Source organism: Bacillus sp. cl95 (genome assembly GCF_900115925.1).
GTDB lineage: Bacteria > Bacillota > Bacilli > Bacillales > Cytobacillaceae > Neobacillus_A.
On sequence record NZ_FOYF01000001.1, the window covers coordinates 28,878 to 53,727 of the forward strand.

Annotated in this window: 28 protein-coding genes; 4 read left to right on the plus strand and 24 right to left on the minus strand. The window is 39.1% G+C overall.

All coding sequences use genetic code 11. The features are described from left to right. Position 1: 1 nt before the first annotated feature. The 19 genes from BMZ31_RS00150 to BMZ31_RS00235 form a co-directional block, all read right to left on the minus strand. A complete protein-coding gene (locus BMZ31_RS00150; protein WP_090829706.1) occupies positions 2-1,288 on the minus strand; it encodes an aspartate aminotransferase family protein in 1,287 nt (428 codons plus the stop codon). Then, positions 1,272-2,660 (minus strand): aminotransferase family protein, encoded by a 1,389-nt coding sequence (locus tag BMZ31_RS00155; RefSeq protein ID WP_090829707.1) that lies wholly within the window; start codon positions 2,658-2,660, stop codon positions 1,272-1,274. Before BMZ31_RS00155 ends, BMZ31_RS00150 begins: the two co-directional genes overlap by 17 nt. Next, positions 2,645-3,841 (minus strand): thiolase family protein, encoded by a 1,197-nt coding sequence (locus BMZ31_RS00160; RefSeq protein ID WP_090829708.1) that lies wholly within the window; start codon positions 3,839-3,841, stop codon positions 2,645-2,647. Before BMZ31_RS00160 ends, BMZ31_RS00155 begins: the two co-directional genes overlap by 16 nt. Next, entirely contained in the window at positions 3,841-4,515 is a 675-nt protein-coding gene (locus tag BMZ31_RS00165; protein WP_090829709.1) for a 3-oxoacid CoA-transferase subunit B, read from the minus strand. The genes BMZ31_RS00160 and BMZ31_RS00165 overlap by 1 nt, the downstream gene beginning before the upstream one ends. Further along, the gene (locus BMZ31_RS00170) at positions 4,512-5,174 is read right to left on the minus strand and encodes a CoA transferase subunit A (RefSeq protein ID WP_090829710.1); all 663 of its coding nucleotides are present in this window, start codon (positions 5,172-5,174) and stop codon (positions 4,512-4,514) included. Before BMZ31_RS00170 ends, BMZ31_RS00165 begins: the two co-directional genes overlap by 4 nt. Positions 5,175-5,377: 203 nt before the next feature. Then, positions 5,378-5,722 carry a DUF3870 domain-containing protein gene (locus BMZ31_RS00175; protein WP_254778529.1) on the minus strand — a complete coding sequence of 115 codons (345 nt, stop codon included), beginning with the start codon at positions 5,720-5,722 and terminating at the stop codon, positions 5,378-5,380. 91 nt (positions 5,723-5,813) lie between these two features. Next, positions 5,814-7,067, minus strand: a complete 1,254-nt coding sequence (locus BMZ31_RS00180) for an NAD(P)/FAD-dependent oxidoreductase (RefSeq protein WP_090829711.1) — start codon at positions 7,065-7,067, stop codon at positions 5,814-5,816. 27 nt (positions 7,068-7,094) lie between these two features. Then, positions 7,095-7,391 (minus strand): (2Fe-2S)-binding protein, encoded by a 297-nt coding sequence (locus BMZ31_RS00185; RefSeq protein WP_175477959.1) that lies wholly within the window; start codon positions 7,389-7,391, stop codon positions 7,095-7,097. Continuing rightward, positions 7,388-7,666, minus strand: a complete 279-nt coding sequence (locus BMZ31_RS00190) for a (2Fe-2S)-binding protein (RefSeq protein ID WP_175477960.1) — start codon at positions 7,664-7,666, stop codon at positions 7,388-7,390. Before BMZ31_RS00190 ends, BMZ31_RS00185 begins: the two co-directional genes overlap by 4 nt. Then, positions 7,659-8,918 (minus strand): NAD(P)/FAD-dependent oxidoreductase, encoded by a 1,260-nt coding sequence (locus tag BMZ31_RS00195; RefSeq protein WP_090829714.1) that lies wholly within the window; start codon positions 8,916-8,918, stop codon positions 7,659-7,661. The genes BMZ31_RS00190 and BMZ31_RS00195 overlap by 8 nt, the downstream gene beginning before the upstream one ends. 12 nt (positions 8,919-8,930) lie before the next feature. Beyond that, the gene (locus BMZ31_RS00200; protein ID WP_090830642.1) at positions 8,931-9,671 is read right to left on the minus strand and encodes an amino acid ABC transporter ATP-binding protein; all 741 of its coding nucleotides are present in this window, start codon (positions 9,669-9,671) and stop codon (positions 8,931-8,933) included. A gap of 35 nt (positions 9,672-9,706) precedes the next feature. Further along, complete coding sequence (locus BMZ31_RS00205) at positions 9,707-10,366, minus strand: amino acid ABC transporter permease (protein ID WP_090829715.1); 660 nt, start codon at positions 10,364-10,366, stop codon at positions 9,707-9,709. Between the two features lie 8 nt (positions 10,367-10,374). Next, positions 10,375-11,178, minus strand: a complete 804-nt coding sequence (locus tag BMZ31_RS00210; RefSeq protein WP_090829716.1) for an ABC transporter substrate-binding protein — start codon at positions 11,176-11,178, stop codon at positions 10,375-10,377. 339 nt (positions 11,179-11,517) lie between these two features. Next, positions 11,518-11,646 carry a hypothetical protein gene (locus BMZ31_RS20850; protein ID WP_302846819.1) on the minus strand — a complete coding sequence of 43 codons (129 nt, stop codon included), beginning with the start codon at positions 11,644-11,646 and terminating at the stop codon, positions 11,518-11,520. A gap of 633 nt (positions 11,647-12,279) precedes the next feature. Beyond that, positions 12,280-12,660 carry a VOC family protein gene (locus tag BMZ31_RS00215; protein WP_090829717.1) on the minus strand — a complete coding sequence of 127 codons (381 nt, stop codon included), beginning with the start codon at positions 12,658-12,660 and terminating at the stop codon, positions 12,280-12,282. A gap of 282 nt (positions 12,661-12,942) precedes the next feature. Further along, positions 12,943-13,290, minus strand: a complete 348-nt coding sequence (locus BMZ31_RS00220) for a DUF805 domain-containing protein (RefSeq protein ID WP_090829718.1) — start codon at positions 13,288-13,290, stop codon at positions 12,943-12,945. Positions 13,291-13,518: 228 nt separating this feature from the next. Continuing rightward, positions 13,519-14,106, minus strand: coding sequence for a hypothetical protein (locus BMZ31_RS00225; RefSeq protein ID WP_090829719.1), 588 nt, complete (start codon positions 14,104-14,106; stop codon positions 13,519-13,521). A gap of 105 nt (positions 14,107-14,211) precedes the next feature. After that, positions 14,212-14,550 (minus strand): DUF3147 family protein, encoded by a 339-nt coding sequence (locus BMZ31_RS00230; protein ID WP_090829720.1) that lies wholly within the window; start codon positions 14,548-14,550, stop codon positions 14,212-14,214. After that, complete coding sequence (locus tag BMZ31_RS00235) at positions 14,541-14,957, minus strand: MarR family winged helix-turn-helix transcriptional regulator (protein WP_090829721.1); 417 nt, start codon at positions 14,955-14,957, stop codon at positions 14,541-14,543. Before BMZ31_RS00235 ends, BMZ31_RS00230 begins: the two co-directional genes overlap by 10 nt. 170 nt (positions 14,958-15,127) lie before the next feature. Between BMZ31_RS00235 and BMZ31_RS00240 the strand changes: the two genes are divergently transcribed. Next, positions 15,128-16,516, plus strand: a complete 1,389-nt coding sequence (locus tag BMZ31_RS00240) for a VWA domain-containing protein (RefSeq protein WP_090829722.1) — start codon at positions 15,128-15,130, stop codon at positions 16,514-16,516. 69 nt (positions 16,517-16,585) lie between these two features. On the opposite strand, the gene BMZ31_RS00245 is transcribed toward BMZ31_RS00240, so the two are convergent. Then, positions 16,586-17,077, minus strand: coding sequence for a nucleoside deaminase (locus BMZ31_RS00245; RefSeq protein WP_090829723.1), 492 nt, complete (start codon positions 17,075-17,077; stop codon positions 16,586-16,588). Between the two features lie 113 nt (positions 17,078-17,190). Further along, complete coding sequence (locus tag BMZ31_RS00250) at positions 17,191-17,391, minus strand: cold-shock protein (protein WP_090829724.1); 201 nt, start codon at positions 17,389-17,391, stop codon at positions 17,191-17,193. Between the two features lie 282 nt (positions 17,392-17,673). On the opposite strand from BMZ31_RS00250, the gene BMZ31_RS00255 reads away from it, so the two are divergent. Together BMZ31_RS00255 and BMZ31_RS00260 are read left to right on the plus strand one after the other, a co-directional pair. Beyond that, positions 17,674-17,937, plus strand: a complete 264-nt coding sequence (locus tag BMZ31_RS00255) for a zinc ribbon domain-containing protein (protein WP_090829725.1) — start codon at positions 17,674-17,676, stop codon at positions 17,935-17,937. A 136-nt stretch (positions 17,938-18,073) separates the two neighbouring features. Beyond that, entirely contained in the window at positions 18,074-19,231 is a 1,158-nt protein-coding gene (locus BMZ31_RS00260) for an HD-GYP domain-containing protein (protein ID WP_090829726.1), read from the plus strand. Positions 19,232-19,282: 51 nt separating this feature from the next. Here the strand turns inward: BMZ31_RS00260 and BMZ31_RS00265 are convergent, their stop codons facing one another. The 3 genes from BMZ31_RS00265 to BMZ31_RS00275 are packed head-to-tail and all read right to left on the minus strand — an operon-like array spanning position 19,283 to position 24,261. Beyond that, complete coding sequence (locus BMZ31_RS00265) at positions 19,283-21,088, minus strand: DUF2357 domain-containing protein (protein WP_090829727.1); 1,806 nt, start codon at positions 21,086-21,088, stop codon at positions 19,283-19,285. Next, positions 21,072-23,057 (minus strand): McrB family protein, encoded by a 1,986-nt coding sequence (locus tag BMZ31_RS00270; protein WP_254778530.1) that lies wholly within the window; start codon positions 23,055-23,057, stop codon positions 21,072-21,074. The genes BMZ31_RS00265 and BMZ31_RS00270 overlap by 17 nt, the downstream gene beginning before the upstream one ends. 7 nt (positions 23,058-23,064) lie before the next feature. Further along, a complete protein-coding gene (locus BMZ31_RS00275; RefSeq protein WP_090829728.1) occupies positions 23,065-24,261 on the minus strand; it encodes a coiled-coil domain-containing protein in 1,197 nt (398 codons plus the stop codon). 123 nt (positions 24,262-24,384) lie between these two features. Between BMZ31_RS00275 and BMZ31_RS00280 the strand changes: the two genes are divergently transcribed. Further along, positions 24,385-24,759: a nucleotide excision repair endonuclease gene (locus tag BMZ31_RS00280; protein ID WP_090829729.1), complete on the plus strand. Its 375-nt coding sequence runs from the start codon at positions 24,385-24,387 to the stop codon at positions 24,757-24,759. Positions 24,760-24,850: the final 91 nt, after the last annotated feature.

Genomic DNA, 24,850 nt, shown 5'->3' on the forward strand with positions numbered 1-24,850 from the left:
CTTACAAAATATCTTTAATGGCATTTTCCAGAATCGTTAAACCTTCATCTAAATCTTGTTTATCAATATTAAGCGGAAGCATTAAGCGAATCGTTTGGCCCTCAACTCCACAGTTCATGATCAGAAGCTTATTTTCCAAACACTTTTGCTTAATGGCTGGTACGGCAAGACCTGCTACATCGCGATGGAACTCTAAACCGATCATCAATCCAAGTCCACGGATTTCCTTTATTCCCGGTAAGCCTGTTAGAGATTGCTTCAAACGTGCCACAATTTGCGCGCCAACATCCCTACTGCGATCAACGAGCTGATCTGCTTCAATGACTTTAATGTTCGCAAGGGCTGCCGCACAGGAAATCGGATTTCCACCGAATGTGGACCCGTGCCCACCTACTGGCCATTTTTCGTGAGTTTCCCTACTAGCAACAATTGCACCAAGTGGCAATCCTCCGGATAATGCTTTAGCCAAAACGAGGATATCAGGAGTCACACCTGAATGTTCAGCTGCAAACATTTTTCCCGTACGGCCAAAGCCTGTTTGAACTTCATCAAAAATTAGCATGATACCATGCTTTTCAGTAATTTTTCTTAGTTCTTGCAGGAATTCTGGCGGTGCTGGGAAGTATCCGCCTTCACCCATTACTGGTTCAATCACTACTGCCGCTACTCTTGAAGGGTCAATGCGTAAATCAAAGATTTTTTGCAGCTGGTGTAAGCAATAAGATGTAACCTCATCTTCATTGACACCTTTTAACTGCGATGGATAAGGATATGGAGCATGATATACTTCTCCTAAAATAGGCTCGTAGTATTTTCTGTATTTAGAGCTAGAAGCGGTGATAGCCGTTGCCCCCATTGTTCTCCCATGGAATGAGCCTTCAAAAGCGATGATTCCTGGTCTTCCTGTAGCAGCACGAGCCAGTTTCAAAGCTCCATCAATCGCCTCTGCTCCTGAATTAGAGAAAAATACCGTATCAAGATTTCCTGGTGCAATGGAAGCCAATTTTTCCGCAAGGTTTGCTGCTGTTTCGTAATAACCATAGTTCAATCCAAAATGAATGAATGCTTCGGCTTGTTCTTTAATTGCGTCAATCATCGTGTCGTTTGCATGACCAACAGCATTTACAGCCACACCAGAGACAAAATCTATGTATTCATCTCCATCTGCTGTCCAAAATCTTGCACCTTTCGCCTTTTCAACGACCAATTCAGTAACCCTAGTTAATACTGGAGATAAATGCTTTCTTGCCTTTTCTTGAATTTCAGTCGTTTTATTTTGTAACTTCATGGGTTTCGGCCTCCTTTATTTCCTCTATAAAAATTTGAAGTGCTCTTTCTAATAAACCTAACATTTCGTCTATTTCACTTTTTGTTACCGTAAGTGGTGGTGTAATGAGCAAATGATCACCAGAGTGCCCTCCAATCGAACCACTTCCCGGATAAAATACAGCTCCAAGATCCATTGCAATACTATTAATTCTCTCTGAAGCTAGCAAATTCGCTGGAAAAGGTGTACCTATCACACCATCAACTGCTAATTCTATTCCCATCAGCAATCCTTCTCCACGAACATCAAAGATAATCGGACATTTGCTTTTGAGTTCCAATAATTTTGCCCTTAAATATTGACCTGATTCTTGGACATTGCTTAATATATCTTCTCTTTCATAGATCCTTAACACGGACAATCCTGCCGCAACCGATACAGGGTGCCCGCTATACGTATATCCATGAACGAATTTACCTTTACTATTTTTCATTAATCCCTCAACGATTCGGTCATGAACAATCATTCCTGCAAGCGGGGCATATCCTGCAGATACCCCTTTTCCAAATGTAATGATGTCAGGAATAATGCCAAAATGTTGAATGCCAAAGTCCTTTCCAGTACGCCCAAAGCCTGTCATGACTTCATCGACAATTAAGAGAATATTATACTTATCACAAATTCTTCTAATCTCTTTAAAATAGACTTCAGGAGGGCTGACGGCACCTAGCTGACTTCCGACAATCGGTTCTGCGATGAAAGCAGATATTTGTTCAGGTCCTACTTCAAGTACCAAACTTTCAAAGTCCTTCACGCAAGACCAGTTTTGCTTGCTATCGCAATCTGCTTTTTCTCTTTGATAGGGACATCTCTTACAGTAAGGTGAATGGATATGATTGTAATTCAATAGATTCGGAGTATACACTTGCCTTCGCTTGATATCTCCCCCAGCGGACAATGATCCCATCGTATTTCCATGGTATGATTGCCATCTGCCGATCACGATGTGTTTTTCAGGTCTTCCTGCATCTTTATGATGTTGCCTCGCGAGTTTAATAGCGCTTTCATTTGCTTCTGAACCACCGCTTGTAAAATAAACTTTGTTCATAGAAGGTGGAGCAAGCTTAGCGATTTTTTCAGACAGGGTATGCAAAACCTCTGTTTCAAATCTCATCGTGTGAACAAAGGCTGCTTTCTTTGCCTGAAAAGCCATCGCATCCGCAATTTCTTCTACCCCGTGACCAAGATTAGCTGCAACTGCACCTGAACAGGCATCGATATATTTCTTGCCATCTTCGTCATATAGATAGATGCCTTCACCATGGGTGATAATAGGATACTTTTTGGTGAAATCCCTATGAAACACGTAATCTTCCTTTAGCTCTCTTTCCATCGTTCCACCACCATTGCGATTCCTTGGCCTCCTGCTACACATAATGTTGCCAATCCATATGTCAATTTTGACTTGTGAAGCTCGTGCAGAAGCGTGACGAGTATCCTTGCTCCAGAGCAACCTAATGGATGTCCGAGGGCAATTGCCCCACCGTTTACATTGACAATTTTCCGATCAAGGCCAGGCCATTGTTTAAGACAGGCTAGTGCTTGTGCGGCAAATGCTTCATTCAATTCTATTAATTCCATGTCATGGATAGATAAACCTGCCTTTTTAAGTGCTTTTTCACTAGCTGATACAGGACCAATCCCCATTTCCTTCGGTGACACCCCACTAGTAGCCCACGATTTAATATACGCAAGTGGTTTTAATCCAAGACTAATCGCTTTTTCCTCACTCATTAACATGAGTACGGCCGCACCATCATTTCTTCCAGACGAATTTCCCGCAGTGACAGAACCATCTTTCTTAAATACTGGATCTAATTTCTCCAACTTCTCGACGGTCGTCCTTCTAGGATGCTCATCAACAGCAAATAAGCGATATTCACCTTTCCCGAGAGAAACACTGATTGGTACGATTTCATCAGAAAAACGATCATTTTCGATCGCTCGCCATGCTTTTACCTGACTTTCATGTGCGAATCGATCTTGCTCTTCTCTGGAAATTCCATATTTTTCAGCCATCCATTCTGCTGTTTCACCCATATTAAAAGTTCCGTAAACGTTTTGTGGCTGTGAACAAGGCTGACTGCGTGTATTGGAATCATATAATGTGAAGTCACCAGGCTTGATTCCTTGCCGGTTTCCTACAAAATAATATGGAGCTTGAGACATACTTTCCACTCCACCAGCCAAAACGACTTCGGACTGTCCTGTCAGGATGCTCATGGCACCATTCATAACTGCATGTAGGCCAGAACCACATTGCATTTGAACGGTATGACCAACTACTTCTTCAGAAAAACCAGCTTTTAGTGCGGCCACCCGAGCAATATTTGGTGTTTCTGCACTTTGCTTCGTTTGACCAATAATGACCTCATCCACGATCGAAGAATCATAACCAATAGAAGAAAGATTATTATTCATGACAACCGTCAATAAGTCTTCTGGGGGAATGGTGGAAAGAGTTCCTCCGTATTTCCCAATCGCAGTTCTTAAGGCGCTTACAATCACCACCATTACTCGTTCACCGTCCTATTATGAGCAAGATCACCATTTACGCTTTGCGAGACCCTGAATGTTGCCTCGGTATTTTTTTCTACATGCTCCACAGAGATTCCTGGAGCTGTTTCGATTAGGACAAGTCCATCCTCTTCCACTTCAAAAACGGCAAGTTCCGTTATGATTAGGTCGACTCTTCTTTCGGATGTAATCGGATACTGCAATTCTTTCACAATTTTCGAATCGCCCTCTTTAGTTGTATGAAGGGTCGTTACAATAACTCTTTTTGAACCTTCCAGCAAATCCATCGCTCCACCGACTCCAAGAACACTTTTACCTGGCACAGCCCAGTTTGCGACTCTTCCTTTTTCGTCGACTTGGAGGACCCCTAATATAGAGACATCCACATGTCCGCCACGAATCATCGCAAAGGATGAGGCACTGTCAAAAAATGATGAACCCTCCTCAATGGTTACCGGAAGCTTCCCTGCATTTACTAAGTTTTTATCGATTTCTTCGGGCTTTGGTGTTGGACCTACCCCTAAAATCCCGTTTTCTGAATGGAGATAGACTTCGATCTCTTCAGGAACATAATCAGCCACTAAAGTCGGAATCCCAATACCGAGATTGACAATATCTCCATCTTCTAAAGCCTTCGCTGCTCTTTTGGCTATAAATTCTTTGTGACTCATGGCATCTCCACCTCTTTCATAACGAGGTAATCCACAAATAAATGTGGAGTAACGATTTCTTCTGGTGAAAGTTCTCCTACTTTAACAATTTCATCGACCTCAGCAATCACGACTTTTGCAGCGGTTGCCATATTGGGATTGAAGTTGCGGGCTGATTTTGTGTATATCAAGTTGCCTTGTTCATCTGCTTTATGTGCCTTGATCAAGGCGAAATCAGCTTTTAAGGCTGGTTGCAGAATATACTTCTTCCCATCTATGACTTTTTCTTCTTTTCCTTCAGAGATTAACGTTCCAACTCCTACAGGCGTATAAAACCCACCAATTCCAGCACCACCGGCACGAATCGCTTCAGACAAAGTGCCTTGCGGAATCAGTTCGATTTCTAATTCTCCCTTTTGATTGGCCTTTACAACGTCAGGATTTGAAGTGAAATAAGAACCAATTCCCTTACGCACCCTTTGATTTCTAACGAGTACGCCAAGTCCCCTTCCAGGTTCGCCTAGATTGTTACTGATAATCTCTAAATCTTTTACCTCTGATAAAAATAATGAATGAATCAATGTTAATGGACTACCAACTAACCCAAATCCGCCTACCATGACTCTGCTTCCGTCCTTGATCAATGATGCTGCTTTGTTGGGGGAAATCAGCTTTTTCATACGGGTTCCTCCGATTTTTAATGTATTCTTGAATGTTAATCCGATGATCTACATTTCGTCCTTTTTTAAATAGAAAAAAGCTGAGCAGATTCTCATAAGCTACAAAAATCCCGCGAATTTTTGTAACCTTTCAAATCGACTCAGCTTCAATAAGACCATGAGAGAGGGAAATCTCCCACTTTATTAAAACCAATCTATTAAGTTTATATTCTTCTATTTGCAGTTGAATCCCAATACCTTTGAACCGCCGATTGCAACGCAACAATAATCGCCTGCTGGGACGGCGCAAAATAGTGTTCCTTAATGGTTTGGATCAGTGGTTCTAATCCTTCATCCAATCGATAACCAATAAGAATACGTTCGAAAAAATCCTTTGTTAAACCTGTTACAAAAGTGAAATCGGCTTTTTCTATTGTATGAGTTTTATAGTCAATCTCCAGGACAATTCCTGCGTGCTTATAAAGCTCATACATAGAAGTTCCCTGTGGAGCTTTTGCATAACCAGTGACAATAACAGTATCTAGTGTATGAATGTTTATTCCCCCCACCGAACAGAAACACAGTTGTTATTTAATTATTGGAATATTTAAAATTATTATATTGGAAAATAATACATATGTCAATATCCGAAAGCTAATCCTAGTTATTTACAACTTGAGAAGATTGTTTTTCACTAGTATTCATCCATTGTTCCCAAAGATAATTGAGTTGCTTTCGAGCTTCGTCAACTTTTGGGTGGAATTGGATATCGGATAATTTTCTGACATGCTCAACATGGGAAATGCATTCTTCAATATGAGCGTTGCTGATCTTACCAATACCCAATGATTTACAGATAGATTGGCCAGCCAATGTCCCCTGTGTCATAGCCACTTTTGCCCCTTCAATCCCTGTAATATTCCCTGCCACAAATAGATTAGGCACTGTCGTTTGGAGTTTACGATTATGTAGTGGTACTGTTCCTGATAGACCTTTTAAGCTTACAAACTTACATCCAGTTGTGGCTGCCAACTCATACAATGGGCTAAGTCCACCAGAAATGCATACCGCATCTACCTTAAGGTTCTTTGTATCACCGATTGGATTGCCGTCAATATCGATATTGGAAACTGTTACATGATCGACTTCCTGATCCCCGTTGATAGAGGTCACTGTCTTCCTTAAATGGATAGGAATTCCCCACATCTTCATCCCTTTTCGAGGATAAAAAATCGCAGCCATTTTCCTACCAGTTTGAGACTGCAATAATTTTCCTCCTAGTCTCAAAAATCTGGAGGGAGCATAGTCCGTCATCTCTTTTAACAGCTCGAGTTGGTGGATCGGTGAAAGATATTTGGAGAATGTAGTATTAGGGAGGATATAAATCCCTTCGACATCCGCTCCAGCCAGCTTCATGGAGCGGGCAATACTTAAGGAAAGCATATCAATTCCAATCACAACCACTTTTTTACCGGGTAAAACTTGATATACATTTGTCATCACCTGAGCGGCGCCAATTGAAAGTACACCAGGTAATGTCCACCCTTGGATTGGAATGGGGTTTTCAACCGCACCTGTCGCCAGCAAAACACAATCTGCTTCAATACTTAATCCTGGTTCATTTTGTTCGAGATTAGAAACGTGAACCTTCCATCCAGTTTCCAAACCCCAGACTTGTTTTCCCGATAAGAATTTCACATTAGCCGCTTTTGCTTTTTCCTGCAAATACCGGGCATGCTCGTATCCTTTCCACCAATTCTGGTGATTTCCTTCTTGATGCAACTGCCCCAATAATTTACCGCCCATTTTCGGATGATCATCTACAACAACGACATTCCCGCCTCTTGTACCTATTTCAATCGCTGCAGATAGTCCTGCAGGCCCTCCTCCTACTACCACCACATCAACCTTCATTTTTTACCCCCTTACAGACAAATGAGGTCAATCTTCCATTTGTTCTTGAGAAAAGTACTGTTCACCATCACGAATGATTGTTGTACAAGCTTTTAATAAACCTTTCTGGGAATGATAAATTCTGCATTCATAGCACTGACCAATCCCACAATACATCCCTCTTGGTTCATTGTTTTTCTCACTTTTCCGTAAAGCCTTCACCCCATTTGCCCATAATGCAATAGCGATTGTCTCTCCCTCTCTTCCTTCATAATCCACGTGATTAAAGGAAAAAGAAACTGTCGTTTTAGAACAGGAGTTTAGCATTGGGTGTTGTATTCTCATAACCCATTCCCCTCTCCTGATATTTGGCATAAAGCAACAGGTCGAACGGGTTGATGAATCGTTAAATGACTTGGGCTATCAAGAACCTCATTAGAAGGACTAGGTACCAATCTTTCCAATAAAGACCTGCAAATCCTCCCTTGGCACATACCCATTCCAGCTCGAGTCGCCATTTTCAACTCTTGAGTTGTTCTTGCTCCCGCCAGGATGCTACTTTGAAGTTCTTCAAGGGTGACCTCTTCACATCGACAAATGATGAATGAATACTCACACACTTTGTTTCTCCTCCTTGATTCTTGAGCGAACAACCGAGAATTGAGATAAGAACGGATCTTCAATAGGATTTTTTCTTCCCTCAAAGTAATAACAAAGATTTTGGGCCATGATTTTCCCCATCACTGCAGACATTCCATAACCGTGTCCGTTATAGCCTGCCGAAATAAACGCATTATCAAACTTGGTTAATCCCCCGAAATACGGGAGGTGGTCTTCGGTGATTTCGACTGTGCCTGCAAAAGCCCTTATTAATTGTTTATTTTTAAAAGAAGGAAAAAGCTCCAGCAACCTGCTTGAAAGCAACTCTAATGCATAGTTGGTATTGGAAACATCAAACCCAGAAATTTCCCATGGTCCGCCTCCTCCAAATAAGACATTACCTGCATGTGTTTGACGTAAATAAAGTGAGTTTCCTGTTACAAAGGGGTGAATTCTTCTCTTACTTAAGATTTCAGTAACAAGAATTTGAGAACGCCTCGGTTTAATCAAGACAGATTCTCCCAATGAATCGCACATTTCAGTAGTCCATGGTCCCGCACATAATAGAAATACGTCAGATTCGAAGTTTCCTTGATCTGTCGAAACAGTAACGATGGAGCCATTTTTAGTATGAAAGCCTACTACATTGCAATGATCAATCAGCTTTGCACCGTTTTCCTTCAGATAACTTTTTAGACTAGTACTCGTTGTAAACGGATAACTTTGTCCATCACTGTGACTAAACAATCCCATTTTAAGATTTGGATGCAAGTCAGGAGCCATCCTTTTCAGTTCATCAGGATTGACGGCTTTTACGTCCAAACCAGATTCCAAATATAAATCTTGAGCTGCAAGAAGCATTTGCTCTTCTATAGGATTCCTGGCTACCATGACATGACCTGATGCCGTATATTTCGTGTCGATTCCTTCTCTATCAAGCTCACTCCATATCTCAGTCGCCAAACGCGCAAATGGTATTTCGTTAAGCTCTCTTCCTAACGAAAGTACCCCGCCACCGTTTCTCCCTGAAGCTGCGGCTCCAAATGACTTTTTTTCTAAAACCGTAATTTGGAAACCACATTTTTGCAGGAAATAGGCGGACATGAGCCCTACAATGCCACCGCCAATAATCGTTATATGATTATTGGATTTCTTTACACGGAAGTCTTGGAAAAGGGATTCTTTTAAAACATCATAAGTATTTCTTGCTTTTTGTGCTGATCTAGTAGTCTCTTTATCTACTTGTAAACTTAATAAACTGAGACGATTCATTTGTGAACTCCCTTACCTTACTAATCGTAAAAATGAATTGAGTCTCTCACTTTTTGGATTCGTCAGGACTTCTCGCGGATCTCCCTGTTCTTCAATAACGCCTCCGTGCATGTAAATGACGCGATCTGCCACTTCTTGTGCAAATCCCATTTCATGAGTCACAACCACCATCGTCATTCCTTCTAGCGCTAGTTGTTTCATAACTTGCAAGACTTCCCCTACCAGTTCAGGGTCAAGCGCCGAAGTTGGCTCATCAAAAAGCATGATTTTCGGATTCATTGCGAGTGATCTTGCAATGGCAACACGTTGCTGTTGACCACCCGAAAGCTTTTTTGGGTACACATCTTTCTTATCCCTCAAGCCCACCTTATCTAGAAGCTTAATCGCTTCTTGTTCTGCTTCAGCTTTACTTTTTTTCAATACTTGAATCGGTCCAACCGTCACATTATCTAAAACGGTCATATGTGGGAATAAATTGAATTGCTGAAATACCATGCCGACTTCTTGACGGATTTTACTGATATTCTTAACTGAATTGTCCAAGGCGATGTCGTCTATAACGATCTTCCCGCTTGTCACCGTTTCTAGTCGATTCAAGCACCTCAGCAATGTACTCTTCCCCGAACCGCTCGCACCGATTAAGGCAACCACCTCGCCTTTATAGATTTGAAGGTCAATTCCTTTTAAGACTTCTAATTGATCAAACCTTTTATGAAGATCTTCAACGGTAATGATGGGAGTTGATGTGGCCATTTCTTCTACCATGCTTGCTTCCACTATGTTTCCTCCTAACGCTCACTTATGGACATTCTCTTTTCAACCTTATTCAGAATAAAAGTAAAGATGGTCGTCATCACTAGATAGAATCCTGCGGCGACAATATAGAATTCGATAAAAGCATAGTTTGTGGCAGCAAAACGTTGGGAAACCATCATCAATTCTGAAACGGTAACAAGGGATGCCAATGATGAATCTTTCAACATCATGACAGCTTGGTTTCCAAGTGACGGAACACTGACTCTAAGAGCTTGTGGCAGGATTACTTTTTTCATAATGGTCGGATATCTCATTCCCAATGCTTCAGCTGCCTCCACTTGTCCTGTTGGTACTGACATGATTCCTCCGCGGTAAATTTCTGCAATATAGGCAGCCGCATTCATTCCGAGTGCGATGACCGAAGAAACAAATGGCGATAATTCTATCCCTACTTGAGGCAATCCGAAATAAACGAGGAAAAGTTGAACCAACATCGGTGTTCCACGAATAATCCAAATATAGAAACCCGCAATATAAGACAGGACTTTAAATTTAGATATTCTCATCAAAGCAATGACAAGACCGAATACTAGACCGACTGCTATGGATACAAGGGACAGTTGCATGGTGACAACTGCCGCCTTGATCAAAAATGGAATAAACTCGCTGACTAAACCAAAATTAAGCATCATATCTCTCCTTAGCGAATATCCTCACCGAACCATTTTTTGCTTATTTCTGCGTATGTTCCATCTTCCATCATCGCTTTAAGATGCTTATTGATTTCCGCCTTTAATTCTTCTTGATTTTTATTAAGTGTGATACCAGCTTCCTCTGTGAAAAGCATGTCTCCTACACTCTTGAATGGATAATTTTGTTCCTTGATCACCCTGGATCCAACCGCTTTATCCGTAATAACAGCATCGATACGCTTAGCGGATAAGTCCTGGAAAGTTAATAAATCACTCTTATACGTTGTCACCATTGCACCTAGTTCATTTGCTTTTTCTTCAAAAGTTGTTCCGATACATACTCCGATATTTTTGCCCTTAGCGTCTGTCTTAGGGTCCTTAATTTCTGTATAATCTTCTCTTACAAATAGTTGAGCACCCGTGTGATAGTATGGGTCTGTAAAATCCACCTTTTCTTTTCGTTCATCAGTAATGGCCATACTAGAAATAATGATGTCGTACTTTTTCGTCAGCAATCCCCCAATGATGGTGTCCCAAGGAGTCGCAACAAAATTGGCCTTAACACCCATTCTTTTCGTAATTTCCTTCGCAACATCAACATCAAATCCAACCAATTCATTCTTATCGTCGAAATAGTTAAATGGAGGATATGCCCCTTCTATCCCGATATCAATCGTGCCTTCCTTCTTAATCTGAGCTAATAAATCTTTCCCCGCTTTTCCACCTGTAGTCGAGCTTTTCTCACTGCTTCCACAGGCACTCATCACAAACATCAAACACAAAGTCATCAAAAGCAAAATGGTCTTTTTCAAAGTAAATCCTCCTCTTAATATTGTTTATTGTGATTCATGAACTCTACTAGGGAAATTCATGAACGAAAACCGGGACTGTTGGCTACTTAAACAAAAAGGCTGTTTTCTGAAAGATTAATGTTTTTGTATATTGGTTAATCGTAGAAAAAGGAGTTGATTGGAACGAAAGGTGCGAGACTCCTCGAAAATGCTATCGTATTTCCTTCGTGCGTGGGATTACTCAAGGAAGCCCCTCTAAATGTCCTGCGAGATTAGCGGGACAGGTGAGACCCCACAGGCGCAATTGCAGAGGAGGCTCACCGCCCAACCCGAGAAGAATTATTCTTGAAAGAACCGGCATTAGGTCTTTTTCAAAATTCGTCCGCGGAAAGCGAGCATCCTGGAGTGGAAATCAACCAATCCATAATTAGCAACAACGTTTACAAATAACCAAACAAAAAAGACCGCACAAACATGAATACCTAACATGAATAGCATGACTATCCATAGGTAAGTAATCACGGTTGTACGGTCTTAATGGGTAAATGAAAAGAGGGAATCTTCTCATTGCATTAATACCTGACCACTGATTGCACGCCCACAAACCATGTAAGCGCTTTACAAAATATATGTATGGAATTATAAATATATCTATCCTATTCTTGTAAATTAGGTGTCTCTCTTCCCAACTTCAAATTCATTACGGATGCTGTTCTGCAAAACTTTATTCTTTTTGACTTTATAACCGGTTAGCGCCATCGCCTTAGCTGCAAGAAGCCTCGTTTGCGCAAATTCAACGGTTTGTTCTGGGACAAATTGATCCGCTTACAGTAAATCGTCTGAGATGAAAGTGCAGAATAGATCAGATGGGAGGTTCGCTATGACGACTTACCTCCTTGATAGAGTTTGTCACCTAGTTTCCCCTAAGCGAAAATGATGTTTTCATTTTCTTAAAACCAATTATATTACCAAAAAAAATAAATAGTCAATATCTTTTGACTATTTAGAATAATATAAACATATTTATTTTTCATTTTTCTGAATTTGTTAAGATTCTTAATCGATTTGTGTACCTATTAATATTGCTTAAAAACAGTCTTATATTAATTCCTTTTGAGCAATTTAATTTTTTTCGATTACAGCAAAGTAGTTTTCTTCATTATCGGCAAAGTTAAATACTCTACCATGAGGCATATTTACAATTTCTCCTACTTTGATATCTTTATTTGATAAGTCGCTACGTAATTCATCGAGATTTTGCGAAAAAAACAACAGTGATGGTGTGCCAAGGTTTAATCCCGGTGACATTTTTGCAACGAATTCCTTATTGTGCAAAATGATGCTTGTTTCTGCGCCTTTGTTTGGAGCAATTTCAATCCATCTCATCCCTTGACCATTATCTTCTTCAGAAATCACACTAAATCCTACTTTTTCTGTCCAAAAATCTACTGCCTCATCTTGGTTATTTACATACAACATAATTTGACCGACTTTACTAATCATAGACTTTGCCACTCCTTATATAAGTAAAATACCTAACCCAATGCTTCTATTCCTTTCCATTGAGAAGGTTTCTGATACCCAATAAAAATTCATATGATTCGAGAGGGTGTTTATTAAAGAGACTATGCGTTATATTATATAATTTCATTCAGATTGTTAACAACCATTTCTCACCAAAAAAGATGTTATCTATATTTGTAAAGGATTTCAAATTTGCTAGACAGCAAAAAAACCGCTCTAAAAAGGCGGTTCTAAAGTATTGTATCTTATTTTCATTTCAGTCTAGCTATACTTTGGATTCGCTCCATATTGATTATCGCTTTCTTGACTATCTTGGCACATGAATACTAAGAGAATGATTCCGCCAATTATCGGAATGAGGCTAAGCAACAACCACCATCCACTTTTTCCAATATCGTGAAGTCTGCGTACACCAACAGCTAAAGATGGAAGTAAAACAGCTAAAGAATAGAGGGTTGATAAGAATTTTGGTAGATCAGCAACCGCTTCAATTGAAGATAAAATAATAGAAATAATGACGTTAACAAGAACAAACATCCAATATTCCTTACGCCTAGCTCTTCCATGGAATACGACGTAATTCTTTAATACCTTCAAATACCATTCCATTTACGTTCCCCCTAAGAAGTAATGTTTCCGGTACACCCTATTCATATGAAAGTAGTCATGGAAATATTCATTCTTTTTGCGTCTCGTGTTCATAAAAAGCTGTTTTCGCATTGAATTTTGATTTTACGAAATAAGCACCACACACGTCCAGATACTTATTTCGTGCTCTATTCCTCTAATTATAAAAAGTCACCCTAGTAAGTTGGTGACTTTAGAAAAAGGCAATTTTTACCCAAAAGAGGCATGTATCATAAATAGTATTAAAAAAACGATTGCCATCTTAAAATGCAATTTCTTATCTTGCCTTTTAAAACGTTTCAATCCCATAAACATAAGCGGAAATAGAGCGATCAAACTAAGAATACCTGAAAAATAGGTAAAATCCCATTTAAGTTCTTTTAATATCGCCATATATCCGTGTAAGAGAACGAAACCAGCAGAGGTTATTGCTATTGGTACATGCCAATGCCTAACCCATTTGCCAAGAAACTGCAGAAGAGTTTTCAATTGATACTTTCCCAAGACGATTTGTTTAAGAGGATTCCATTTTAGCAATAGAAAAATGGGATAAATGGATATTGCAGTAAAGAAACCGATTTGGGCAATTGAGCCTAATTGTTTAAACCAGCCTTTATATGCCCGACTATTAGCTGCTATCCAATCTTGATAAAAGTGAGTAACGAAATAGAGTGCTATTACTAATAAAACCGCAACCGTTCCGAGTGTTAAAACAACCAGTCTTCTTTCTTTAGGATTGGGAATATATCTAATTAGTAAAGTAGATCTTACTCTGTGCAAAGCAGACTGTTTTGCCACGACTATTGACTCCTCTCTAATAGGATGTTCATTAATGTGATACAGAAAGCTTACCTTAACCAAACATCAAAAATCAATTTAGCTACCTTACTTGGATAAGAATGATTACTTAATGAACTTTAACACGACTTCTTGAACAACCATAAATAGCAGCCACCCTCCAACTCCAAATCCTATGGCCAAGAATAAATGCAATGAGTTTTTTAATGAGAGATAGACGATGGCCAATAAAACGGCAGTCGCAGGGAATCCCCATAGCACCCCTAAAGCAAACTGACTTAACTTTGCTGACGGTTCACCTTGAACATAAAGCCAGATCATACTCAATAAGCTCACTAATGGCAAAGCCGCCACGATTCCTCCGTAAGTTGGAAATCTCCTGGCAATTTCTGTTACAATCCCAATCACAACTGCAGACAATAAAACTTTTCCTATTATGTACATTTTTTTGCACTCTCACTTAATAACTTTAATGCTTCTTCTATTAACCGTTGTTCCTGATCGCTTAGCCCATTTAATATAGTACCTAACTTTTCTTCATCGAGACTTGTATTGTGATGAAGCACTTCCCTTCCAAATTCGGTTAAACATAGGGTTACTTTTCTTTCATCTTGTGGATGTTTATTTTTTATGAGATATCCTTTTTCTATTATCCTTTTTATGTGTTCTGATGCCGTATTATGAGATACCTTTAGATAAGAAGCGATTTCATTGATTCCTACACTGTCTTGTTTTTCCACTACTTGAAGAATCCGAACAACTTGATGGGAGATCTTTTCTTTATGAGGATAATGCGTATGAAAATAAATATCGGTCCAATACTTGTTTATTAATTTTGCCTGCGTTTTCATTTAAAAACACCTCAAATATCTTTTCACTCAATTATATCGTATTATACGATGTAATTGAAGAAAATAGGAAAATACTTTTATAAACAACTTGCCTCACTACTATCAGTGCAGCAAATTATTTCAAATTGAGTTAAAATAAGACTAATTCTGATAGTTTAGGAGTGATAAAGTTGAAGACGCTTATTCGCGGTGAAAAAGTGAAATTATCCGACTTTACGCAAGCTTCCCTATTACAGGTGGAGGTAAAGGTTCAATCCAATCTTGAAGTGGACATTACTTGTTTCGGATTGAATGATGAGAAAAAATTAGTCGATGACCGATACATGATTTTTTACAACCAAACGGTCTCTCCTGCACAGGAAGTAAAATTGCTCTCACATCAAAGTGGTTCTGGAGTATTTACAATCGATACTTCCAAGCTCCCAGCATCCATTAACCACCTTGTATTCACAGCGACTATTGATGGCCAAGGCACAATGTCATCCATCAACAGTGGCACAATTACGCTAAGTGCAAACGGTCTGAACCTTTTTCAATACATATTTACAGGATTGGATTTTCAAAATGAAAAAGCCATCATCATTTCGGAGATTTACCATAAGACGATTTGGCGAGCTTCTGCGGTAGGAAAAGGATTTGACGGAGGACTTGCTGCCTTGCTCAAGCATTTTGGAGGAGTAGTTGCCGAAGAACAGCCAACACCCACTGTTGCACCGGTATCACAGACACCATCAGTCGCGCCACATGCACCAGTTATAAATCAGAAGAAAATTAACTTGGAAAAGAAAATGGAGCAAAAGGCTCCTAAAATCCTAGATTTATCAAAAAAGGCTAAAGTATCACTTGAAAAAGTCGGGCTGCAAAACCATAATGCCAAGGTCGCCCTTTGCCTCGATATTTCGGGATCTATGTACAATCTATATAAATCTGGCAAAATCCAAGAATTTGCTGAAAGAATATTGGCACTTGGTACTCGTTTTGATGATGACGGGTCAATCGATATTTTCCTTTTTGGACAAAATGCACATTATGCTGGTGACTTGTCGATAGACAATTTCAACGGCTTTGTTGGCCGCACAATTCAGAAATATCCCCTTGAAGGCGCAACCTATTACGGGAAAGTCATGAAAGAAATTCGCGAACATTATTTCGGTTCAGCTGCAAAAAGGCTAAAGCCTTTGGCGCGTCCCCTTCCTGTTTATGTCATGTTCGTGACTGACGGCGCCACTTTCGATGAAAATACGACAATCGCTCATATCCAGAATTCATCGTACGAGCCGATTTTTTGGCAATTCATGGCTATTGGTAAATCAAATAAAGATGTAAAAAAACGAAGGGGCTTATTCCAATCCCTTTTCCAATCTGATTTCACATTCCTTGAAGAGCTCGATCAGCTCTCAGGAAGATACTTGGATAACGCCAATTTCTTTAGCGTCGAAGATCCCCGTTCCACCCCTGATGCTGAATTGTATGATTTGTTAATGGAAGAATATCCCGGTTGGGTGAAACAAGCTAATGCTAAAGGACTTATACAGCCATCACCAGTAAGGACATATTAAACAGAGAAATCCTCTCATTTTTGAAAGAAAGAGAGGATTTTTCCATTTAAAATTAATTCTATCTACTCGTTAGAGTGTTGGTAATTTTCCCGTTAATACTACTCCAGCGGTAAGCGGGTCGTAAGTATTTAAAAGATTGATAGATTCTTCTTCTAAAATTCCACCAATATAATGATGAAGCCTATTCTTAATATATGGATTTGACTCGATAATTGTTGTCATATTCATATATTTATCCTCTACTGCAAAGACGACGTTTCGAATATTGCTCACTACAATGGTACTTAAACACATTACGCACGGTTCAACCGTTGTATAAAGGATACACTCTCTAGAATGTTTCTTTAAGTAGGATGCACAATTAAAGATGGCATTCATTTCAGCATGTTCCACATGACTATCCATCGTTTTATAGCGATTAGAGCCTCGGCTGATTATTTTCCCATTATGGACGATGACACAACCGATGGGACGATCCCCACGATCCCCTGCTTCTTTCGCCTCTTTCAGTGCCTCTTTCATAAAAAGAAAATGGTCAACCCCATCAAGATTATCGATCATCTTAAAAGTCTCCTTGATCTTAATGTTTTCAAGGAATATTTTCCCACAAAGAGGTTTTTTAGACAATACAAAAAAACAGACTCTACAAGAGAGTCTGTTTTGCTTATGCTATATTAAGCTTTACGAACGTTAGTAGCTTGTGGTCCACGTTGGCCTTGTTCTACTTCGAAAGTTACTGCTTGGCCTTCGTCAAGAGACTTGAAGCCTTCAGTTTGGATTGCTGAGAAGTGTACGAATACGTCGTCGCCAGCTTCGCGCTCGATGAATCCAAAACCTTTTTCTGCGTTAAACCATTTTACTTTACCTTGTTCCATGTGTGTTTCCTCCTGCGTGTGCTGTGCACACATTGTATTACTATCCTTGCTGTAAGCATCAAGACGAAAAGCGTTAACACTTAACAATCCGTACCGAACAAACAAAAATAATTCTTACTTAGAATAACAGAGATTCTGCAATTATGCAATAGGGACGAAAGTTACAATACCCATCCACCCTACAAACAATACCTTATTTGCTCTGTGTTTTTTCCTGTCTTTGGTTGTGATCGTTTTTACATCAACTATAATAGAAGTAATAAATGTTTTGGAGGAACCCAGATGAAGAAATATAAAAATTGCCAAAGTTGTGGAATGCCTTTATCAAGAGACGAAAAAGGCGGCGGTACAGAAATGGACGGAACCAAGAGTTCTGTGTATTGTAGCCATTGTTATGAAGGCGGTGTTTTTACATTACCTGATATCACAGCCACTCAAATGAAAGAAAAGGTAAGTGAAAAGTTAACGGAATTTAAAATCCCTAAGTTCCTTCACGGATTTTTCACTCGAGGCATACCGAATCTTGAAAGGTGGAAAAAATCTTAAATTTCGAAACGCTTAACACTCAAAGCTCCTATACTGTATCAATGGACTCATTCATATATGAGTCTTTTTATTCATTAATACAGATATTTATAAATAAAAATGAATTATTATTATTTACCACTACCCATTTGTATCAATGCATGATATATTTTTGACAATGTCACAAATTGTCGACGAAGCTTCTATACCAATACGTTCAAGCAGGTGTGTCATGGTGGATATGAGGAATTTATTGAAGGTTGTATGGACGATTTTAGGAGTAGGTATTTTTACACTCGTGTCTGTCACCTATTTTATCGTGCATTACTTTAGTACTAATTACTATCTTCTGCTTGGGGTTCTTACCCTCGGCTTTCTTCCGTATACCTTGTTCCATCGCTTTTTAAAGAAAGACATGCAGCATTTGCTATTCATGTTCAATGTAACCTTAATTGTTGGATTACTGTTTTATATTGCGCCTTATCTTGAATTTAAGATCTTTTTCTTTACGACGATCTTTGCGGTTATATTTAAAAAGAAATTCTATTTCTTCTATACATATCTTTCATCAGTCCTTACTTATTTGCTCGTTTTCGCTGTTCTCCCTGATTTGAAACTAGATTCGTTCGAGACCGCAGTGAATTTCTGCATCTTCCTTGCTTATGTCATCATCCTCTATTACGTTTCATTGGTCATGATGAGATATGAAAAGAAAGACAGTTTATACACCAAAACGGCACAGGCCCTCATTATCGCTATTGAAGCGAAGGATAAATATACACAAGGTCATTCCATTCGCGTTTCGGATTATGCCGTTTCTATTGGTCGTTGTATGAAAGAAGCTGGCTATAAGATTGAATTAGATACGTTAAAAGTCGCTGCCCTTCTACATGATATTGGTAAAATAAATATTCCTTCGAAAATTCTTGAAAAAGAAGGTTCCCTCACTGATCAGGAATATAATACGATTAAGAAACATCCAGTGTACGGTTATGAGACAGCAAAGGATATGGGCTTTCAGCAGGATATACTTGAAGCCATCCTTTATCATCATGAAAGAATAGACGGCACAGGCTATCCAAATCGTCTTGTTGATAAGGAAATCCCTTTATTTGCTAAAATCATTGCAATTGCTGACACTTTCGATGCTCTAACATCCAATCGGCCCTATCGCGCAGCTTTTTCGCCTGAAGCCGCTAGAGAAATCATCCTTGAAAATGCAGGGAAACAATTCGACGAACATATTGCGGTCTATTTCAAGGAATCCTATCCCTATTTTTTAAAAATGTTGAACAAATCTAACCGAATAGCATAGAACGGAAAAGGACACTCAGATCAAGGCTGAGTGTCCTTTTAGATATTCACTTCAAAACATCTTCCTAACCTTATCAGCTCGTTCTATTAGTCCATCTAATACTTTCTTCAACTCAATGCTTACATGTGATTGATCAAAGCCCGGAGTAAATTCGAGCAGACGCACTTTGTGATCCTTATCATAGATAATATGAGCAGTTGAAGCGCGAGCCGGGAATAGCGCCCAAACCTCTTGGACAGGATTAATGAAACGAATTAACGGATGGTCTTCATTATCTCCCCCGAACAAATATCGAGAATGGAGATGGTCAGCATAACTGATAAGCTGTCGCATTGTCTTATGCGGCTGATTCGTCAAGAAGAGGTTCTGATCCCATATATATCTTAATGGACGGTACTTAAAATCAATAATTAAGCTACCAACATAGACCTCTTTTTTGTATACATCCAGCCTTGTATCCGGACATGTATTTGTACCTCTCGTGAACAAAGGTTTCATTCTATTCGATGCATCGCTTTTTGTAGGAAGTAGTTCTTCATAAACGAGTTGAAGTTTCCAATCTTCTTTGATGAACTCAATCGAAGTACCAGTAGGCAAGGACCTAGTTAAAGAACTACTACTTGATGGCTGATCATCAAAGATCCATCCTCTGACTGGGGTAAAGCCGTGTTCATCATTGGAAAGCAACTTTATGAATTTGATGAATCCCCATATTTCATACAATTTGTCTGTTCGTTTCCACTGATAAGCATAAGAGTGTTCCAACTTCTGATTTTTCTCTTCGTTTTCAAGCTCACGATAAAGCTGAAATAAAGCTCGATATCGTGAATCACTATGCATGACATGTGGAATGGATGTGTTAGTAGCCGAATGCTCTTTTACTTGGTCATACCAAGGAGCAGTCTTTATCCAATAGAATGCACCGCGCATTTTCTTGGCCATCTCAGCTAAATTTTCTAATTCTGAAAGGGTTCGTCTTTTTTCTAGTTCCGAACGAAAGATTCCTTTCGATTTTTCCGTTAATAGCTCTCTATTTAAACGGTCAACCGCTTCTATAAAAATAGACAACTTTTGTGATACGCTACTGATGATTTTTTTTACAAAACGATTTTCTGGCAAGTCATAAATCAGAGTACATTCAGGAGACTTCACCTTATGATGGTTTCCTGGATTCATCAGTCTCTGCTGTAACGATTTCCCATCCATATTTCTCGATTTGCCAGCTGGTACTAGTACATATTCCTTTGTAATCCTATAGTTAACCTTCCGAAATAAATCTGTCAGAGCAGCCATTACGGAAGGAAAGCGTTCTCTCATTGTGGCGAACTGCTCTAGCATACTTTGCGGAATAGCCTGTCCACTAGAGCCCATTCCTGTTTTTTTCATCAATAGATCTTGTGCAAGACCTCGTAATTCCTGCTCTACCTCATTCTTCATGATTTCTAATTGGGTGTCCAACATTTGCTTGGGAGATATTTTGACCCAGCTATACCATGTTTTGTTTCCTAAGATGACCATCAAACGATAAAACCCAGGGATTAAAGGATAACATTCTTGTGTAGTGGAAAAGAGAGTCAATGCTTCAAGTGACGGTTCCAAGTATGACTCTCCACGTTCATCCATCTTCATTGTCTGTTCAGGCAGAACCTCGATGGCATCAAAATACAATCTCAATTCAGGAATATGCGAATAAAAAGTCAGAGACGTTTCAAAGTTTTCGATTATCTCCGTATGCTTGTCTTCCATCTTTTCATAAAATTCAGCTTCATTGTCAAAAAAATTCTTAATCGGAAAAACATAATCCTGCCCTTGCCTTTTCTGTATAAAACCGATTTCAAAATCAGACTGTGTAACCATTGATTCTCAACTCTTTCGCCTTATGAAGAAGAACTTTACGCGTTTCTTTAAATTCGGATAAGCTAGCATAGCGGTCAAGAATGTCAGCAAGTCTACTTTCGTATACAAAATCTCTACCATCTTCGTACATGCCTATTAATCTTCTTAACTGTTCCTCAGATCCTCTTACTTTTGTAAGGATTCGTTGGACCAATTGCAGATCTAAAGCATCCTTGCGAGATAGAAAATCGTTTTCAGGGAGATTCTTTAGGTACTTATCAATTTGTCTGACGATTCGTGGTCCAGCACCAAGATTCTGGCTGACTTGCTGAAGTTCCATATGAATGTCCCAAAGTAAGCTTAACTCCCCTTCAGACAACTCAATTTCACCTTTTCCTCTTCTAAGACTTTCAAATAGTTCAAAGGAAATTTGATCATCTGTCGTTTCAGTTTGATCCTGTCCGTTGTCTGTAGCGGGTAGCTGCCTTAATTTCGTAAATGGCATAACTTTTAAGCTGATGACATTTGCACGGTCCAAAACTTTGTCTGAAAAATGATATGTGGACTCATCTAGATTGACGGTACCGACAAATATAACATTATCACCAATAGGAATGGACGGTGGATATTGTTCTGAGTTGTCTAAAAAGCTTGTAAGTTCTTCATTATATAAGCGAATGGCTTTTTTAGGTCCTTGTTCCATTTCAAGTACGGACAGAAACTGAGAAAAATAATGTTCCACTCTCGCTAAATTCATTTCGTCGAAACAAATGACATACATTTTATCCTGATTGTCATTAGCTCTTAAAAGAATATTTACGAGACCGGAATCACCTTGTCGATACAGCTTGTTCATCGTGTCTGCATATCCTAGTAAATCACCATCATCCGTCCAGGAAGGCCTTACTGCAACAAAAGCCAACTGTTTACCCAATCCTAGTGCCTTACCATATGCCTGTACGAGTTTCGATTTTCCCGTACCACTCATACCAGCTAAAATGACTAGATTCGAAGACTTCATCGCAGTGTGGAAATTATATAGATCTCTTTGGTCATAAACGAGCCCTAGGTCCTGTGTACTTTCATAAAAGCGTTGCATAAGCATTTCTTCTGAAACATCCTCAAGAGACCCCATATTCGTCACTCTTGGCTTAGGCTTGACGATGGTTTTTTCGAGTACCGCCACAGCAGCTTCTTCACTTGCCAATCTTCTTACTTGAACTGATTTTTCTTGAATCTCCATAAAGAGGTCTAACGAATCTGCAGCAGAAATCATACCTGACAAATAAGAGTAAATCTCCCTCGTTACGTATAAGATATTGTCCTTTTCGTAACAGTCATCGATCCACTCATCTTTGAAATGGGCCGCTTTAAGCTTCTTTCTAGTACTGAAACTAAATCCACCGTGTGCGTAATGATGACGGCTGAATTCACCAAGTACTGTAAATTCGTATTCAGCATCTTTCCAAATGACATATTCTGGCGTATCATTTACTTCATTTGCAATATTATCAATGCGTCCTACCGGCTTTTTCGATTGTAGCTTTTTTACAAAGTCGCTAAATTGAAGACCATGGACTTCATTACTGAAAATCGGAAGCGGAATCAAATCTCTCCCATCAAAACTTTCGGATTTTTGCAATAACCGCAATTCACTACCCGAGTATACTTCACTATGATCGTAAAGCATCTTCCTCTGGGGTTTGAACACAATAAGGTTGTCACCTAGGAAGTCTCTCAGAGCTTTGCTTCGTTCCTGTCTTGTTGCTTCTATATCATCTTCAAATCCCCATTTTGCCAAATCGGTTCCGTAACAAGTAACAAGCTTAACGTCAGGAAAACTTTTTGGTGTTTGAGAAACGATTTTAACGGAAAATTGCATGATATTTTGGCTGTTTGGATAAATCGATTCTTTGTCGATCGTTTTTATGACGTATTCATCTGTCGGCAACACACCGATCAAATCTATGTTCCAGTTCTTTGTGCTCAAATCGATCCTATCCTTTCAACATAAAATTCTCTAAATCTACGAATGTAGCAAATTCGCGAAGTGTTTTATCGCTATAAGCACTCTTTATTCTCCTTTGTGCTTTGATTGGCGTCCTATATGTGAGCAACCAGATCTGTTCTGTTTGTTCAAACAATCCAGTATGGATTTGATTCTCCACCTCGTTTGCATCAACGATAACCAAATCATAGTCACCATTTTGATTTACTTTGGTATTTTTCGGATTACCCACAATGGCAATTTTTGTTTTACCACTATGAATTTTCGTTTTTGATTGGGACTTCATTTCATCATTTTGTTCTTCCAACGGCTGATTTCCAGCTTTTCTTAAATGAAGACACAAAGCGTGAAGTCGTGATATTTCTGCATCTTTCTCTTTCAGCGTGTTTTTCAACTGTTCGACCTCATTTTTTAATGAGGTATTTTCAAGTTGTAGCGTTTCTTTTGTTTTCTTCAAACTCTCTTTTTCAGACAAGAAGGATTGTTTCTCTTTATTTAAAGCTGACGTTTCGGCCGCCAGTTTACCATTTTCGGTTTTTAGTTGGTGGAGTTCGAGATTTAGCGTCTTTTTCTCTTCTTTCCACTGTTTTTTTAGCTTTTCATTCGTTTCTTTATCCTGCAAGCTAGTGGCTTTCATACTCTCATTTTTTTGCTCAGCTTTTTTTAACTTTTTTTCAAGACTCTTCATTTGAGTTTGTGCGGCTTTGAGATTTTTCGTTTCAAGAATGGTCGATGAATCTTCTTCAAAGGATTTTACCCCTTCCCCCTCATTTTCTTCGTATTTTTTCTCAAGCACATCAAGAGTTCCTTCATTACTTAGATGGGAGTAGATTTCAATTGCTTTGTCTATATGTTCCGCATGTTCTCCTGATAGTAAAATGAGAATAAGTGCAGAAGGCTTTATTTCCGTTTCAACAAGAGTAAGTAACTCCTCTACAGATTTATCTCTATATCCCTTCAGTTCATCAGCTTCATCTGAAAAGGGATCATAATAGTCCTTTAATGTACTCATATTCTTTGAGTTAACGAGTGCGGAAATGAGTCTCGGCCTTAGTATTTTAAAGTTATGTTGGACACTAATTTGGCGAAATCCCGGCACTTTAATACCCGATACACGACCCAACTCTGCGATACTCTCATCAGAAAACTTTTCCAATATCCATTTCCAAACCTGCTTTTCATCCATTCTTATTTCCTCCTTTTTTGAAGGTGCCACGAACCTCAGTTGCCTGGCACCTTAGTTGTGCTATAATGGATTATCACTACAACAAAGTGAGTGATTTACCGAAATTAGGGAGCGATACTATTTATGATTAAGATTGAAATACCAAGTCCAGATATCGTCATTACGAAGAAAAAGCAATTAGGAGAGCCTGTAGAGGCTGTCATTAGCAGCTCTTTCGGATTTACTGAATACCACCGTATTCCTCGTGACAAAGGCGGCATTATTTTATTTTTCAATGCTAACGATGAATTAATGTTCGTCGGAAAAGCTAGAAAGCTTCGTCCGCGCGTAAAAAGACATTTTGAAGATACAGTTTCACCCATCAAGATGCATCGTGATGAAGTTTACAAAATCGCTGTAATTGTTGTCGAAGATCCAACTGAAAGAGAAATATACGAAACTTACATCATCAATCACTTAAAAGCTAAATACAATATCGACAAAGTATTTTACAAATAGAAGAAGGAGAATTTTCTCCTTCTTCTTTTTATTTTATCAATGAAATTGGTATACAGAAACCATTATTACTAATTATTTCCCTATAAAATCT

Excerpts from the sequence above, each read along its gene's own strand:
- BMZ31_RS00150 (WP_090829706.1), bottom strand. The coding sequence starts at position 1,288 with ATGAAGTTACAAAATAAAACGACTGAAATTCAAGAAAAGGCAAGAAAG.
- BMZ31_RS00155 (WP_090829707.1), bottom strand. The coding sequence starts at position 2,660 with ATGGAAAGAGAGCTAAAGGAAGATTACGTGTTTCATAGGGATTTCACC.
- BMZ31_RS00160 (WP_090829708.1), bottom strand. The coding sequence starts at position 3,841 with ATGGTGGTGATTGTAAGCGCCTTAAGAACTGCGATTGGGAAATACGGA.
- BMZ31_RS00165 (WP_090829709.1), bottom strand. The coding sequence starts at position 4,515 with ATGAGTCACAAAGAATTTATAGCCAAAAGAGCAGCGAAGGCTTTAGAA.
- BMZ31_RS00170 (WP_090829710.1), bottom strand. The coding sequence starts at position 5,174 with ATGAAAAAGCTGATTTCCCCCAACAAAGCAGCATCATTGATCAAGGAC.
- BMZ31_RS00180 (WP_090829711.1), bottom strand. The coding sequence starts at position 7,067 with ATGAAGGTTGATGTGGTGGTAGTAGGAGGAGGGCCTGCAGGACTATCT.
- BMZ31_RS00185 (WP_175477959.1), bottom strand. The coding sequence starts at position 7,391 with ATGAGAATACAACACCCAATGCTAAACTCCTGTTCTAAAACGACAGTT.
- BMZ31_RS00195 (WP_090829714.1), bottom strand. The coding sequence starts at position 8,918 with ATGAATCGTCTCAGTTTATTAAGTTTACAAGTAGATAAAGAGACTACT.
- BMZ31_RS00200 (WP_090830642.1), bottom strand. The coding sequence starts at position 9,671 with ATGGCCACATCAACTCCCATCATTACCGTTGAAGATCTTCATAAAAGG.
- BMZ31_RS00205 (WP_090829715.1), bottom strand. The coding sequence starts at position 10,366 with ATGATGCTTAATTTTGGTTTAGTCAGCGAGTTTATTCCATTTTTGATC.
- BMZ31_RS20850 (WP_302846819.1), bottom strand. The coding sequence starts at position 11,646 with ATGTTAGGTATTCATGTTTGTGCGGTCTTTTTTGTTTGGTTATTTGTA.
- BMZ31_RS00215 (WP_090829717.1), bottom strand. The coding sequence starts at position 12,660 with ATGATTAGTAAAGTCGGTCAAATTATGTTGTATGTAAATAACCAAGAT.
- BMZ31_RS00220 (WP_090829718.1), bottom strand. The coding sequence starts at position 13,290 with ATGGAATGGTATTTGAAGGTATTAAAGAATTACGTCGTATTCCATGGA.
- BMZ31_RS00230 (WP_090829720.1), bottom strand. The coding sequence starts at position 14,550 with ATGTACATAATAGGAAAAGTTTTATTGTCTGCAGTTGTGATTGGGATT.
- BMZ31_RS00235 (WP_090829721.1), bottom strand. The coding sequence starts at position 14,957 with ATGAAAACGCAGGCAAAATTAATAAACAAGTATTGGACCGATATTTAT.
- BMZ31_RS00245 (WP_090829723.1), bottom strand. The coding sequence starts at position 17,077 with ATGATCGATAATCTTGATGGGGTTGACCATTTTCTTTTTATGAAAGAG.
- BMZ31_RS00250 (WP_090829724.1), bottom strand. The coding sequence starts at position 17,391 with ATGGAACAAGGTAAAGTAAAATGGTTTAACGCAGAAAAAGGTTTTGGA.
- BMZ31_RS00255 (WP_090829725.1), top strand. The coding sequence starts at position 17,674 with ATGAAGAAATATAAAAATTGCCAAAGTTGTGGAATGCCTTTATCAAGA.
- BMZ31_RS00260 (WP_090829726.1), top strand. The coding sequence starts at position 18,074 with ATGCATGATATATTTTTGACAATGTCACAAATTGTCGACGAAGCTTCT.
- BMZ31_RS00265 (WP_090829727.1), bottom strand. The coding sequence starts at position 21,088 with ATGGTTACACAGTCTGATTTTGAAATCGGTTTTATACAGAAAAGGCAA.
- BMZ31_RS00275 (WP_090829728.1), bottom strand. The coding sequence starts at position 24,261 with ATGGATGAAAAGCAGGTTTGGAAATGGATATTGGAAAAGTTTTCTGAT.
- BMZ31_RS00280 (WP_090829729.1), top strand. The coding sequence starts at position 24,385 with ATGATTAAGATTGAAATACCAAGTCCAGATATCGTCATTACGAAGAAA.